Origin of the sequence: Microbacterium sp. CBA3102, assembly GCF_007954505.1 — a bacterium.
Lineage (GTDB): Bacteria > Actinomycetota > Actinomycetes > Actinomycetales > Microbacteriaceae > Microbacterium > Microbacterium aurugineum.
Window position 1 is genome coordinate 306562 of record NZ_CP042412.1, and the last position, 14776, is coordinate 321337.

At 66.7% G+C, this 14776-nt stretch carries 12 protein-coding genes; 2 read left to right on the forward strand and 10 right to left on the reverse strand.

Annotated elements, in window-relative coordinates; translation table 11 throughout:
• Positions 1–762 carry a glycosyltransferase family 2 protein gene (locus tag FGL91_RS01625; RefSeq protein ID WP_131492302.1) on the reverse strand — a complete coding sequence of 254 codons (762 nt, stop codon included), beginning with the start codon at positions 760–762 and terminating at the stop codon, positions 1–3.
• An 86-nt stretch (positions 763–848) separates the two neighbouring features.
• Between FGL91_RS01625 and FGL91_RS01630 the strand changes: the two genes are divergently transcribed.
• Entirely contained in the window at positions 849–1583 is a 735-nt protein-coding gene (locus tag FGL91_RS01630; protein ID WP_153242888.1) for a GDSL-type esterase/lipase family protein, read from the forward strand.
• Here the strand turns inward: FGL91_RS01630 and FGL91_RS01635 are convergent.
• The 7 genes from FGL91_RS01635 to FGL91_RS01665 form a co-directional block, all read right to left on the reverse strand.
• The gene (locus FGL91_RS01635) at positions 1552–1923 is read right to left on the reverse strand and encodes a hypothetical protein (RefSeq protein WP_153242889.1); all 372 of its coding nucleotides are present in this window, start codon (positions 1921–1923) and stop codon (positions 1552–1554) included. The two genes, FGL91_RS01630 and FGL91_RS01635, sit on opposite strands and share 32 nt — an antisense overlap.
• A gap of 99 nt (positions 1924–2022) precedes the next feature.
• Positions 2023–6204 carry a PQQ-dependent sugar dehydrogenase gene (locus FGL91_RS01640; protein ID WP_227991804.1) on the reverse strand — a complete coding sequence of 1394 codons (4182 nt, stop codon included), beginning with the start codon at positions 6202–6204 and terminating at the stop codon, positions 2023–2025.
• Positions 6205–6304: 100 nt separating this feature from the next.
• Positions 6305–7057 (reverse strand): ABC transporter ATP-binding protein, encoded by a 753-nt coding sequence (locus FGL91_RS01645; protein WP_153242890.1) that lies wholly within the window; start codon positions 7055–7057, stop codon positions 6305–6307.
• Complete coding sequence (locus tag FGL91_RS01650) at positions 7047–7811, reverse strand: ABC transporter ATP-binding protein (protein ID WP_194239288.1); 765 nt, start codon at positions 7809–7811, stop codon at positions 7047–7049. Before FGL91_RS01650 ends, FGL91_RS01645 begins: the two co-directional genes overlap by 11 nt.
• The gene (locus FGL91_RS01655) at positions 7808–8833 is read right to left on the reverse strand and encodes a branched-chain amino acid ABC transporter permease (RefSeq protein ID WP_047524434.1); all 1026 of its coding nucleotides are present in this window, start codon (positions 8831–8833) and stop codon (positions 7808–7810) included. The genes FGL91_RS01650 and FGL91_RS01655 overlap by 4 nt, the downstream gene beginning before the upstream one ends.
• Before the next feature lie 73 nt (positions 8834–8906).
• The gene (locus FGL91_RS01660) at positions 8907–9791 is read right to left on the reverse strand and encodes a branched-chain amino acid ABC transporter permease (RefSeq protein ID WP_047524433.1); all 885 of its coding nucleotides are present in this window, start codon (positions 9789–9791) and stop codon (positions 8907–8909) included.
• Between the two features lie 178 nt (positions 9792–9969).
• A complete protein-coding gene (locus FGL91_RS01665) occupies positions 9970–11037 on the reverse strand; it encodes an amino acid ABC transporter substrate-binding protein (protein ID WP_227991806.1) in 1068 nt (355 codons plus the stop codon).
• A gap of 127 nt (positions 11038–11164) precedes the next feature.
• Here FGL91_RS01665 and FGL91_RS01670 point away from each other — a divergent pair, with 127 nt between their 5' ends.
• Positions 11165–12178: a LacI family DNA-binding transcriptional regulator gene (locus FGL91_RS01670; protein ID WP_047524432.1), complete on the forward strand. Its 1014-nt coding sequence runs from the start codon at positions 11165–11167 to the stop codon at positions 12176–12178.
• A gap of 100 nt (positions 12179–12278) precedes the next feature.
• Here the strand turns inward: FGL91_RS01670 and FGL91_RS01675 are convergent, their stop codons facing one another.
• Positions 12279–13781: an arylsulfatase gene (locus FGL91_RS01675; RefSeq protein ID WP_153242891.1), complete on the reverse strand. Its 1503-nt coding sequence runs from the start codon at positions 13779–13781 to the stop codon at positions 12279–12281.
• 86 nt (positions 13782–13867) lie between these two features.
• Positions 13868–14761 carry a formylglycine-generating enzyme family protein gene (locus FGL91_RS01680; RefSeq protein WP_131492330.1) on the reverse strand — a complete coding sequence of 298 codons (894 nt, stop codon included), beginning with the start codon at positions 14759–14761 and terminating at the stop codon, positions 13868–13870.
• Positions 14762–14776: the final 15 nt, after the last annotated feature.

Below are 14776 nucleotides of genomic sequence, written 5' to 3' on the forward strand. Positions count from 1 at the left end.
TCACCGGCCGCGCGCCGACGACTCCTCCCGCCGCCGGGCCTGCCGTCGCCGATACAGCGGCTCCTGCGGCAGATGCAGCCACACGGTCGGAAGCACGTAGCTCAGCCGACGTCGAAGCGAAGCCCAGTCCTGGAACGGCCGCGCCGAGACCTCGACGACGAGACGACGATCACGCAGCACGGTCATCCCGGGTCGGATGTGGAACGACAGGTCGAAGTCGTCGTGGATGTTCTGCGGCTCGCGGTGCACCTCACCGCTCAGGATCCGCCAGGTCTCGGCCCGCATGGCCATGTTTGAGCCGAAGAGGGGCGCGTGTCCGAGCAGCGGAGTGAGGGCGGCGTACATGCCACCGATGTAGAGGCGTTCTCCCACCCAGTGCACGAGCGGCGTCGAGCCGTAGAAGCGTGGGTCGCCTGTGACGAAGTCGAGATCGTCCCGTTCGCGGAACGTCCGCTCGATCCGCTCGATCCAGTCCGGTCCGGGGCGGGAATCGGCGTCCAGGCGCGCGATGATGTCGCACGACGCCGCGTCATAGCCGGCCGACGAGGCGCGAGGGATCCCCTGCACGGGTTCCGACACGACGCGCGCTCCGTGCCGTTCGGCGACCGCAACGGTGTCATCCGTACTGCCGTTGTCGACGACGATGACCTCATCGGCTCTGCGCGTCTGCCGCTCCAGGGCGCGGAGACACTGTTCGAGGAGGAGGGCGTCGTTGCGCACCGGGATGACGACGGAGACGGAACGAGGGAACACGGTCGTCATCGCTCTCCTGTTCTGCACGTCTCAGCACTCAGTGACAGTCTCCCTTCCTTCCCCCGCAGGTGCGGGGATTGAGAGAAAATGGACGGGTGATCCGTCCCGTGCTGTCCGACGCGCGCCGGAGGATCCTCACGGCCGCTGCGAGCGTCGCCCTCCTGGTGGGCACCATCGCTGTGATGTATCGAAGGATCATGTATCCGCCGGTCCCCCGCCTCAGAGAAGACCGGATCCGAGTCGCAGCCGTCGGCGACAGCAACACCTACGGCGCGGGCGTGCTGTTCCGAGGCCGTGCGCGGCGCGCGTACCCCGGCCGCCTCCAGCGGATCCTCGGCGACCGGTATCAGGTGCTCAACTACGGCGTGAACCGGCGCACCCTGCAACGCGACGGCGACTGGCCGTACGACGAGACTCCGCACGCCGCAGCATCGCTCGCGTCCCAGCCCGACATCGCGCTCATCATGCTCGGCTCGAACGACGCGCGCGGCGACAACTGGAATCCGGAACGATACGCGTCGGAGCTGGCCGACTTCGCCGAACGCTACCGCGCACGGGGAGCGACCGTGTTCCTCCTGACGCCACCCGTCGCCTTCGAGAACCGCCGCGGCGTCGATGAGCGGATCATCGAGAGCGAGGTCGCCCCGCTGGTGCGACGCGTGGCGAGCGACCTCCACATCGACCTGATCGACGTCTTCGAGGTCACCGCCCGGACCGTGACGAGCCACCGCGACGGCATCCACCTCGGCGCCCGCTCCAGCGCGCTCGTCGCCGCCACGGTCGCCGGCGCGATCCGGCTCAGCCGCAGAACGCCGACGCCGACTCCCTGAGCTGCTCGACCGCTTCGATGGTCTCGGGTGCCCGCAGATCGGTCATCCCGCTGATCTTCTCGGCACCGGAGCGGATGGCATCGCCCAGCGCCCCGTCGACGCCGTCCGCGAGCCCGTCGAGCGACGCGACCAGCTGATCCCGCGCGGCATCCGCCTGCTCCGCCGACACCTCGCCCTGCTCGAGCAGCGCCTGGTACTGACCGTACGCATCGTCGATCGTCGCGCACGTCGCCTGCACGTCGACGCCGAGAGCATCACCGGCCAGCTGCGTGACCTGCGAGCATCCGGCGACGAGGAATCCGGCAGCGAGCACGAGGGGCAGAACGAGGAGACGGCGCATGTGACTGAGGGTAGCCGGGGATGCTGGGGCGGGCATGGGAGCAGGGTTCCGGCATTCGGCGGATGCGGGGCGATGGGCACCCCGCATCCGCCGACGCGACTACCCGGCCGTCACGGTGAAGCGGACCGTCGTCGCGTTGCCCGCGACGTCGTACACGACCAGCGTGTTCGCCCCTTCCACCGCACCGAAAGCACCCGGCTTCACCGCATTGAGGTCGGACCACGCGTTGTCCGTCAGATCCTTCGCCACCCCGTTGAGGGTCAGGCGATCCACCTTCCCGGCATCGTGGAGCTTGAAAGACACCAGACTGTACGTGCCGTTCGCGCCGACCGTGAAGGAGCCGCCCGTTTTGACCGTGACCGTGGGAGCCGTCGCATCGAGGGTGAAGCGGACGGTCGTCGCGTTGCCCGCGACGTCGTACACGACCAGCGTGTTCGCGCCTTCCACCGCGCCGAAGGCGCCGGGCACCACCGCGTTCAGATCGGACCAGGCGTTGTTCGTCAGATCCTTCTCGACGCCGTTGAGCGTCAACCGGTCGACCTTTCCGTCATCGTGGAGCGTGAACGACACCTTGCTGTAGACGCCGTCCCTCCCCACGGTGAACGTCGCGCCGCTCTTCACGGTCGCCGTGGGCGCGGTGGTGTCCGTCGCCGCCATGGTGACGGACAGATCGCGGAGGCGTCCGAAGTTGTCGAATGAGCCGAAGCCCACACGCCCCTCGGTGAACGTCTTGTCGGTCGCCGTCATCAGCGGTGTGTCGATCCCGTCCACGAAGACGGCGATGTCGCCGCTGTCCGCGCATCGGAGCAGCCGCACATCGTGCCACTCCTCGTCGGTGACAGCCGGTGGCGCTCCGACCGTTCCATCCCACTGGTCGTCGATCCGCTCGCGGTCGGCACCGTTCACCTTGAAGATGCCGTTGTGGGCATAGATGGAGTTGTCCTGCGAGAGGTGCGCGTAGTAGTACTCCGTGTCGGACTTCCACCCGAAGACGATGATCACATCGCGGTTGTTGACCGACGCCTTCTCGTCGAGGCGCACCTGGCCGGTGAGATCGAACGAACCGAGCTCCGGGCCCTCGGTGAGCACGGCGTACTCGAACGGACGGCGGATCCCGTCGTTCGGGTTCGTCCCCGCTTCCGTGAGGATGACCTGGTCACCGGGGAAGTCCCACTTGGCAGGGGTCTTCGGCGCCCAGTCATCCTGCGACATCACATCGGTGATGACGGTGCCGTCCGGCGTGCAGGTCGGCGGCGTCGGAGGCTCGACCTCCGGCACGTCGTACAGCGCATACTGCGCGGCCACCTGCTCGGCTGTGGGCACCGTGTCGAGCAGCATGATGTCGTCCATCCGTCCGTTGAACGGATTGGCCTCTCGGGTGTTCTGCGGGAAGCTCCCGCCGATCTTGATGCCCGCGGGCGCGGTGTCGGACGTCGAGCCCTCACCCCACGGATTGGCTGCGGTGTACTTCCCCGCGAGCTCCTCGCCGTTCATGAAGAGCTTCATCTCGCCCTTGCCGAAGTCGAAGGTCGCCGCCAGATGCACCCATCGCCCCTTCTTGAGGATCTCGTTCCAGGGCAGATCTGCCGCGAACGTCCACGAGCCGGCACCGTCGACGCGTCTCCCGAGCGCGACGAGCTTGAGCTCGCCCCCGACCGTGATGACCTCGAGCAGCGCGCGCACCGCGTGTCCGTCCGACGTTCCGGTGAGCACCCCCGCGAGACCGATCGCGTTGTACACGTCGTCCGGATTCGTCGTGCCCGAGTTCAGCGCCGGGTGATCGCCGGTGGGCTTGAACCAGCCCATGACGGACACTTTGTCCGTGCCGGCGAACCTGTCCAGCGACTCGACACCGTCGGCGTCGTAGATGCCCGCCTTCCAGTCGTCGTTCGACGCCGTCCGCGGACTCATCTGCTGCGTCTGCAGCGCCTCGCCCGCGCCCGGATAGGCACGATCGGCGACCCGCATCTCGATTCCGCCGTTGATCAGGGAGATGTCGGTACCGGAGCGACCCTGATCGGTCTCGATGGTCGGCTTCGCCGCATCGGGGTGATCGAAGTCGTAGTGCGTGACGAGGTTCGGAGCGAGCGCCGGGAGCACGAACGGTGACGAGGGCTCGTCGACGGTCCGCGCACCGGTGACCTTCCAGATCTTCCCGTTCGCCTTCGACACGAGGTAGAGCTCGCCGTCGGCGTCGGAGCCGAATCGCAGATCGACGCGCTTGTCGCCGACCAGGTCCTGGAACGTCGTCTCCTCGCCGTCTGCGAACACCCGCAGCTCCTCGATCGTGGCGAGGTCACCGATGTCGCCGTCGTTGCGGACCATCTCCTCCGCATCGGTGGAGAGCACCCACCCGCGCACCAGATCGGTGAAGAGGTAGCGCCCCTGCAGCTCCGCGATCTCGCCGCGGTAGACGAATCCGCCGTTCACAGCCACTCCCGCGTCGCCGGTCTGACCGGGATCGCGATTGTGATCGTAGGCCGCGACGGGATAGGTGAAGCCGTTCTCCGCATCGTCCTCCGGAAGCGGGAAGATCTGCCGGTTGTCGGCCACGAAGGATCCCTCGCGAACAGACCAACCGAAGTTGTCCCCGGGTTCGACCGCGTAGATCGACTCGACCTGCCATTCGCCGATGTGGGCGAGGTACATCGTGTGGTCGCCCTCGGGGTCCCAGCTGATGCGGTGGGGGTCCCGCATGCCGACGGCGAAGATCTCCGGAAGGGCATCCGACTCGTCGACGAACGGGTTGTCCGTCGGCACACCGTATTCGCCGTTCGCGCTGTCGTCGCCGGTCGGGTCCACCCGGAGGATCTTGCCCTGCGGTGTGGCGAGGTCTTGCGGATTGCCGTTGCCGACCCCGTTGCCGCCGTCGCCCACGAGCACGTACAGGTTGCCGTAGTCGGCGTCACCGGCCGAGACGGTCGGGCTGAAGGCGATCTGCTGCACGGTGTGGACACGACCGGCGAACGGGATCCTCATCACCTCGCGGTGCGTGCCCGCGAAGGTCTCCGCAGACGGGTCGTCGGCCTTCCACTCGGTGATCACGCTGTGGAAGGCGGTGTTCCCGAAGGCGGGGAAGTCGGGAGTGTCCTCCGTGAGAGCCGATCCGCCCTCAGTGTGCACCGTGTAGAAGAGCCCGTTCTCGGCGAAGTCGGGGTGGAACTCCGCCGATCCCAGACCGGTGCCGAGGCCTGCGCTGTTGTGGAAATTGTCGATGAACTCGTCGCGGACGTTGAGGTAGGGAACGTACTCGCCCGACTCCTTGTCGACCAGATACAGGATGTCGTTGTTGTCCGGCACCATCAGCCGACCGGAGTCGTCGGGCACCTCGTCGAGGTGCGTGATCCGGTTGTGGCGCACGAGGCGCTGGTCCTGCGTGGCCGGGGTCGTGTGCGACTCCGGCAGCTGCGCCAGCTCGGTCACCTCGATACCGAGGTCGGCGAGCGCGGGATCGGGGAGCGGGTTGAGCAGGGGTTCGGTCGCGGTGCCTCCGGGTGCGCAGTCACCCGGGTTCCCGGTGGCGATCGCGAGGTTCTCCCCCGTGGTGTCGACAGCCACGTCGTCGAGCAGCAGTCGTCCTGTGCTCGATGCGCCGTTCTTCCAGAAGAATCGATCGAGTGCGCCGCTCACCGCCTGACGGAAGCCGAACTGCTGCTCGGTGCCCTCGGGCAGGCGGGTCCTCTCTTCGTACGCACCGCCCTGGCTGTAGACGGTGACCTTGTCGGTCGCATTGTCGGCGACGATCCAGACGCACTGCCAGGCGTCACGAGACCAGACACCGGCAGATTTGAAGGCTCCGCCGTCACGCACGCGAAGGATGTCGTCGTTCTGATTGTTCACGTAGGCCCGGCTGTGCACGTAGTCGTTCGGCGCGTCCACATCGGTGAGGCCGAACGAGGTGTCCACGCTCCCGGTGCGCAGGAACCGGAAGAACAATGTGCCGGTCTCTCCCTGTGCGATCGCGGGGATCTCCCGGTACGACTGCTGCCCTCCGCCGACGGATTCGACGACCTGGTTGTTGCCGTTCAACGGGTCGGCGACCACGCGCGGGGCCGTCGAGGCCACCCACCCGTCCTGCCCGTTCAATGCGACCCGTTCATAGGCCTCGAAGTCGATCAGCTCGGTGAAGGGTTCCGCGGCGGCCGCAGGAACCGCCGTCAACAGGGCTCCGACCACGGTCGCCGCGGCCACCACGGCTGCAGACCTTCGAAGTCGTCGGGAGCGCGGGGGCGCATCCGCTCGGGTCTCGCGGTTCGCCGGTCGCAGGGTTCGTTCGTGCATCACAGACCTCTCAACGTCATCGTCGTGCGGTGTCGTGCCGATAAGTGCCGTGCGTCTCCTCCGGGGCGGCACTGCAGCGGAGGAGCAGGAACGAAGGGCCTCAGCCCGCGTCGGCGACCGAGGGCTTGCCGCCCAGGTACAGAGCGGCGAGTGTCGGATCTGCGAGAAGCTCGGAAGCCGGACCGGAGATATGAACGCGACCGAGATCGAGGACACAACCGATGTCCGCGGTCTCGAGCGCCCTCCGCGCGTTCTGCTCCACGAGCAGCACGGCGGTGCCGGCATCGCGCATCCGCACGATCTGCTCGAACACCTTCTCCGTGGTCTTGGGATCGAGTCCCATCGACGGCTCGTCGAGCAGCACCACCTTGGGGCTGACCATGAGCGAGCGTGCGAACTCGACCTGCTTCTGCTGACCGCCGGAGAGGAGACCCGCGAGCTGCTTCCACCGTTCCCCGACGATCGGGAACAGGTTCTGGACGAACTCGATGCGCTCCTGGATGACCGTCTGGTCCTTCAGCGTGAACGCACCGAGCATCACGTTCTCGCCGACCGTCATCTCACGGAACACACTGTGCCCCTGGAGGACGTGTGCAAGCCCGTGACGCAGCATCGACTGCGGTCCTTCACCGGTGATGTCGCGGTCATCGACGCGGATGCTTCCGGACCGCGGCTTGAGCATGCCGCTGGCCACCTTGAGCACCGTCGACTTGCCCGCTCCGTTCGGACCGACCAGACAGACCACCGACCCGGGCGGCACCTCGACCGTGAGACCGCGGAGCACGAGGGCCGCACGGCCGTATCCGGCCTCGATGTCGCGCAGCTCGAGCAGATTCTTCGCTTCAGACTCCAAGGTAGGCCTCCAGGACTCGGGGGTCTTGCTGGATGATCTCCGGGGTTCCCTCGGCGATCTGGCGGCCGCGGTCGAAGACCACGACGTGGTCGCACAGGCTCATGACCATCTCCATGTTGTGCTCGACGATGATGAACGTCTTGCCTTCTTCGTTGAGCTCGCGCACGAGCGTGGCGATGCGGCCGATGAGCGCGGGGTTCACCCCTCCGGCGGGTTCGTCGAGCATGATCGTGTCGGGCTCGCCCATGAGCACACCTGCCAGCTCCAGGAGCTTCTGCTGTCCGTAGCTGAGGTTTCGCGCCTCGGCGTGCTCGAGGTGGTCGATTCCGACGCGTCGAAGCCAGTTGCGCGCCCGCTCGAGCTCCTCCGGATCGTGCGCCGAACGGAGTTGCTGACGGATGTTCGTGCTGCGCACCGCGACGAGCAGGTTCTCCATCACCGTCATGCGCGGGAACACCCGGCACAGTTGGAAGCTGCGCCCGATGCCGGCGCGCGCGATGCGGTCGGGCGACTTGCGGGTGATCGCCTGCCCTCGGTAGCGCACCTCTCCGGAGTCGGGTTTGATCATCCCGGTCACGCAGTTGAAGAAGGTGGTCTTGCCCGAGCCGTTCGGCCCGATCAGACCGTTGACCTTGCCCTCCTGGAAAGTGACCGTGGCGCCGTCGACCGCGGTGACGCCGCCGAACGACTTCGTCATCGAGACCGTGCTCAGGCTTTCGAGTGTGGTCATGGGCTGTGCCGTGGGGGCGTTCATGACGACGTCTCCTTCGTCGAGGCGTCCGCTGTTCGCGTCTTGTTCTGCTCGAGCAGCTCGCCGGCGGTGACCTCACGGATCGAGGCCGCGTTCGACGAGCGAGTGAAGAGCCCCTTCACGGCCGGGATGATGCCGTCCGGCATGAAGAGCACGACGATGCCGAGCAGGATGCCGGTGGCGATGAGGTGGAACTGCGTGTCTCCGAACTCGAGCTTGAAGTACTCGAGGGCGACCCCGACCACGACAGCGCCGAGCAGCGGGCCGAAGAGGTTCCGCACCCCGCCGAGCAGCGCCATGAGCACCATGTAGGAGCCGATGAGGATCGAGAACTGGAAGATCGGATCCAGGTCGCCGAACCACAGCGCGTACAGACCGCCTCCGAGCGCTACGAAGAGCGCGGACAGGACGTAGGCGATCAGCTTGTACCGCGTGGTCGGAACACCGAGCGACTGCGCCTTGTCCTCGTCTTCGCGGACCGACTTGAGCGCTGTGCCGAACTTGGACCGATCGATGATCCACCACACCACCAGCGCGAACGCCAGGAGTCCCGCGAACAGGTAGTAGAAGATGCGGTGGTGCTCCGGCCGCAGAACGTCGAACGGACGTGGGACGTTCAGGCCCTCGGATCCACCGGTCACGTCGCGCCAGCTCTGGAACACCAGCAGCATGATCAGCACGAAGGCGATCGAGACGATCACGAAGGACGCACCGCGGACGCGAAGGGCGGCGATGCCGATCGGGATCGCGATGATCGCCACGACCACGGCTGCCACGATCCAGGCGAGGAATCCGGGAAGGTCGAGGAACTTGATCAGCAGACCGGTGCCGTAGGCGCCGAGCCCGAAGTACGCGGCGTGTCCGAGGGAGATGTATCCCGTGAACCCGCCCATGAAGTTCCACCCCGTCGACAGCACGGCGTAGTTGAGGATCACCACGCCCGCCGAGAGGATGTACGGGTTCGGGGCGATCGTGGGGAAAGAGAGGACGAGCGCGGCTCCGACGACGAGGAGGACGAGTTTCACCCACGTCGTCGACCTTCTCCGCACGGGAGCGGGTGGCGCGATCACGACCGTCTCGGTGGCGATCGGCTCTCTGCTAGAAACGCTGGGCAAGACGACCTCCGAAGAAACCTTGCGGACGGAACATGAGCGTGGCGAAGAGCGCGACGTAGAAGACCGTCTGCGCCCAGGTCGGCCCCAGCGGAAGCTGGAGCAGGCTCTGCGCGACGCCGAGGATGAGCGCCGCGATCGCGGCACCGGGGATGCTGCCGAGCCCTCCGACGACGATGATCGCCATGAGCGGTCCGATCCAGTGCCAGTGGAGCGAGGGGTAGATCGTGGCATCGAGTGAGAGCGCGGTGCCGCCGATCGCCGCCGTCGCGAGTCCGAGACCGAACCCGTAGCCGGCGACACGATCGGTGTTGATGCCGACCAGCCGTGCGGCTTCCGGATGCTGGATGGTCGCCCGCAGCGCCTGACCGAACTTCGTGTACTTGAGCAGCACGAAGAGGAGAGCGAGGGCCACGGCCGCCAGCCCGAAGGCGATGAGCTTGACCACCGGCACCTGTGCGCCGAACACCTCGAGGCTGGCGCTGGCGTACGGCAGCGGGATGCGCCGCTGGGTACCGGTGAAGAAGAACCCGAGCGCTCCCTCGATGATCAGCGCCACCGCGAACGTGAGCAGCACCGACATCATGGTCAGCGTCAAGGGCTTGAGCCTCGACACCAGCAGCCGCTGCATCACCACACCGGTCACGAAGAACAGGGGCACCGTGACGACGAGCGACACGAGCGGATCGATCCCGGTCTCCCTGTTGAACCACCACGCGAGGTAGGCGGCCAGGATGAGGAAGGCCGAGTGCGCGATCATGACCACGCGCATGATCCCGAAGTACAGCGTGAGCCCGGCCGCCAGGAGGGCGTAGAGCCCTCCCAGCAGGACACCGAGGATCAGGCTTTGCAGCAGCAGTGCTCCACTCACGATGTGCGGATCACCACGTCGGCTTCGGGTAGAGGAACTCGGCTTCCTTGACGTCCTCGGGGAGGACGATCAGGATCTCGCCGTCGATCCACTGCTGGATCAGGTGCGCACCCGTGGGCTTGCCGGTCTCATCCCAGCTGAGTTCTCCGACGACCGTGTCGACGGAGTTGTCCCGCAGTCAATCGATGAGCTCCTGCTGGCAGTCCCCCTGCTCGGCGCAGCCGACGGCCTCGACCGCAGCCGCGACGACCTGACCGGTCGTGTAGGCATTGGCTTCGTCCTCGGACGGCGGGTTGCCGTGCATCTCGGTGTACTTCTCGACGAACTCGATGTTGCTGGGGAACTGGGACTTCGGCGAGTACCCCGTGGGGGCGAGGATGCCTTCGGTCGCACCACCGATCGCGGCGGCGAACTCCGGATTCGTCGGAGCGGTCGAGAACGCCGCGAGCTCCGGCTGATAGTTCAGCTGCTGCAGCGCGATGATGAGGTTGACGGCATCCTGATACTGCGTGCCGCCGATCACGATGTCGGCATCCGACTGCGCGATCTTCGCGGCGATCGTGGAGAAGTCCGTGGTGTTCGGCGGGTAGACCTCGTTCACGAGGATCTCGACGCCGGCCTCTTCGAGCTTGTCCCGGAGTCCGTAGGCGGTGCCCTGGGCGAAGGGGTCGTCCATGGCCGCGACCGCGGCCGTCTCCGGCCTCTGGTCCTCAGGAAGTGCCAGCAGATAGTCCGCGAGGTTGTTGTAGTGGTCGTTCGCGATGGCCGGTGCCGCGTAGAAGAGATTGTCGAAACCCTGCTCGAAGACCTCCTCGGCAGCGCCGGCCGGCTCGACGAACAACATCCCGTACTCCTGCGCGACGCGCGCCGAGGGCACGACCAGTCGCGTCGAGAACGGACCGAACACCAGGTCGACTCCGTCCTGGGCGATCAGCGACTCGTAGTCCGAGACCACCCGGTCGGCATTGGACTGATCGTCGAGGATCTTCAACTCGACCTGACGGCCCAGGAGACCCCCGCTCTCGTTCACGATGTCGCGCCAGGCTTCGTAGCCTCGCTCGACACCCTTGCCCGGTTCGGAGAAGTCGCCGGTGAGCGGCAGCGAGATGCCGATGACGATGGGATCGTCCGAGCCACCTCCCTCCGCCTCATCGCCGGGGGCCGAGCAGGCCGAAACCGTGAGCGCGGCGATCGACAGCGTCCCGATCGCCGCAGCGATCCGTCGACCGTGTCTGGGTGCAGTCATCCGAGTCTCCTACGTCATCGTAGCGAAAGCGCTTTCGTAAGCGCTTCCGCCACTATAGTGGGATCGAAGAACGAAGAGCAACCTACCTCGCAATCAGCGTTGATCTTGCTCCACAGGGGGAGGTTTCGTGAAGCGTGAAGGCGCGCCACGACTCATTGATGTGGCCGAAGCCGCAGGGGTCTCCCTCGCGAGTGCGTCGCGGGCGATGACGGGCGGACCGGGGATATCGCCCGAGGTCGCCGAACACGTGAGAACGGTCGCCAATCGGCTCGGCTACGAACCGAACATGCACGCGCGAGGACTCGCCGGCGGCCTCGTCCCGACGATCGGCCTCGTCGTGCACGAGATCGGCGACCCGTACTTCTCGGACATCGCGAGCGGTGTGATCCGCAGCGCGACGCTCGAGAACCGCTCCGTGCAGATCGCACAAGCCGACCGCACTCCTGACAGCGAGCTCGCTCAGGTCAAATCCCTGCTGCGCCAGCGCGTGGGATCCATCATCATCGCCGGCTCCGGCTACGCCGACCACCGCCGCGAGCTGGGCATGTCCGAAGCCCTGTTGGACTTCACCCTCGCCGGTGGCCGCGCCGCCGTCATCGGTCGACACCACCTTCCGGTCGACGCCGTGCTCCCCGACAACCACCGCGCCGGTATCTCCGTCGGCCGTCACCTCGCCGAGCTGGGACACCGCCGCATCGGCGTCGTCGCCGGACCCCTCGACCTCAACACGGTCGCCGACCGCATCGCGGGTCTGCGCGAAGGCACCGCCGACACAGACGTCGAACTCACCGTGGTCTCACAGGAGTTCACCCGGGAGGGCGGCATCGCGGGTGCCAGAGACCTGCTCGATCGGGACGTGACGGCCATCGTGGGTCTCAACGACGCCATGGCCATCGGCATTCTCAGCGAACTGCGCCAGCACGGCATCCGCGTGCCGGAAGAGATGTCGGTGGTCGGCTTCGACGACATCGCCGTCGCACCGGATGTCGCGCCCGCGCTCACCACCGCGCGGATCCCGATGTTCGAGATGGGGCAGCATGCGGTCTCGCTCATCCTTCGCCCGGCGAGCGATGAGGCCCGTACGATCACGACCGCGCACGAGCTCATCATCCGTCAGTCCTCCGGCCCGCCCCGGAGCTGACCCCCGCTCCGCCCCACTCCGGTCGCTCCGGTCGCGATATGACAGCCTCCGGGCCATTTCTGGCTGCCATATCGCGACCGGAGCCTCGCGGGAGGGGGGCTTAGGAGCTGCCGGCGGTCGACGCCTCCAGCTTCTCCATGACCTGGTTGATCGTGAACGACGCCGATTCCTGCCGGGCCGGGAATTCCGCGAGGGTCTGCAGCATGCGCGCCACATATGCCTGCGCCGGCACGAACAGGAAGATCCGGTCGAGCACCCAGTCCCAGTAGGTGTTCGACGTGATGTCCGCCCGCTCGTAGGGATCCGTGCGGAGGTTGAACAGCTTCGGGAATCGCAGCTCGATGTACGGTTCCTGCCAGATCTGCAGGGTCCCGGAGGCGCGCTGCTCGAGGAACACGAGCTTCCAGTTGTCGAAGCGCAGTGCGGTGAGGTCGCCGTCATCCGAGACGTAGAAGAAGTGTCGGCGCGGACTCTGATCGACGGCACCGGTGATGTAGTCGAGCTGGTTGTTGCCGTCGAGGTGCACCGTGAACTCGGTCCCGTGCAGTTCCGTGCCCGACTTCAGCCGCTCCGCGATGTCCGTATCGCCGACAGCCGCGAGCAGGGTCACGAACCAGTCGTTGTGGCTCACGATCCCGTTGAGCGTCGTCCCGGCGGGGATGTGACCCGGCCAGCGGACCATCGCGGGCACGCGGTAGGCGCCCTCCCAGTTCGAGTTCTTCTCGTTGCGGAACGGCGTCATGCCGGCGTCCGGCCAGCTGTTCATGTGCGGACCGTTGTCGGTGGAATACATGACGATCGTGTTCTCGGCCAGTCCCAGCTCGTCGAGGAGGTCGAGCAGACTGCCCACGACGCCGTCGTGATCGATCATCGTGTCGTGGTACTCCGACTGCCAGCGTCCGGCCTGCCCCTTGCTCTCTTCCTTGGTGTGGGTGCGGAAGTGCATGTGGGTGGAGTTGAACCAGACGAAGAAGGGGGTGTCGTCGTCCGCCTGCGTGCGGATGAAGTCCGCCGCCGCATCGCGGAACTCCTCGTCGACCGTCTCCATGCGCTTCTTGGTCAGCGGTCCGGTGTCTTCGATCCGCTGCGTTCCGTCGGCGTTCGCCCAGCTGTGGAGCACACCGCGCGGGCGGAACTTCTCGCTGAAGCCGGGGAACTCCTCGTCGGTCGGGTAGTCCGGATGCTCGGGCTCCTCCTCCGCGTTGAGGTGGTAGAGGTTGCCGAAGAACTCGTCGAAGCCGTGCGCGGTGGGCAGGTGCTCGTCTCGATCTCCGAGGTGGTTCTTGCCGAACTGCCCCGTGGCGTAGCCGTGATGCTTGAGCGCGTCCGCGATCGTGGGGTCCTCGGGCTGGAGGCCCAGCTTCGCGCCGGGCATCCCCACCTTGGTGAGTCCGGTCCGATAGGGGTTCTGGCCGGTGATGAAGGCCGCACGTCCCGCCGTGCAGCTCTGCTCGCCGTAGTAGTCGGTGAACTTCACGCCCTCATCGGCGATCCGATCGATGTTCGGCGTCCGATAGCCCATCAGACCGTCGGAATACGTGCTCAGGTTGCTGATGCCGATGTCATCGCCCCAAATGATGAGGATATTGGGCTTCTCGGCCATGGGTGACTCCTTGCTTCAACCGGTGAGAGGGGGCGGATGCCCTCGGTCGAAGCCAAACAGGTCCACGGGCCGAAACCCAGGACGCCTCACTCGGAGCGGGTGAGGCGGAACCCGATGTGCGACATCCCCGTGTCCTCCGCTTGCGGCGAGCGCGCGGCAGGCCGGAACCGCAGGCAGTAGTCCGGCGAGCACAGGTGGGATCCACCCTTGAGCACGCGACGAGGGATGCCGGGGAAGCCCTCCTGCGCGCTCGCTGCGGCGAGGAGGTTCGTCCGCTTCCCCGCATCGACCGGGGTGTCGGAGAGACGCAGGTGCCGCGGGGTGTAGAAGTCGGTCGTCCACTCCCAGACGTTGGCGATCATGTCGTACAGGCCGTAGCCGTTCGGCGGATAGGAGCCGACGGGCGCTGTGCCGCCGACACCCTGGTTGTCGTAGGGGAAACGACCGAGCCAGGAGTTCGCTTGGGCGACGCCGCCCGGGTACGGCTCGTCCCCCCACGCGAACGGCGCGCCTTCCAGGCCGCCGCGCGCCGCGTACTCGTGCTCGGCCTCGGTGGGCAGCCGCATCCCGACCCAGTCCGCGTACGCCACCGCGTCCTCGAACGCGACGTGCACGACCGGATGCTGCATCCGGTCGTCGATCGAGGAGTCCGGTCCGAAGGGTCGACGCCAGAAGGCTCCGGGCTGCCAACGCCACCAGTTGCGCCAGTCCCCGAGATTCGTCGGTCCCGACGTCGGCGTGAAGACCATCGCTCCGGGCACGAGGTCGGCAGGGTCGGCGCCCGGAAACGCGGCCGGATCGAGCTCCCGTTCGGCGACGGTCACGTACCCCGTCGCGTCCACGAACTCGGCGTACTGCGCGTTGGTCACCTGATAGCGGTCGATGAAGAACGAGGCGACCTCACGCTCGTGCACCGGGCGTTCATCGGGGTAGAAATCCTCGGACCCCATCAGGAACGTGCCGCCCGGGATGTGGACCATGTCGCGCGAGTTCGT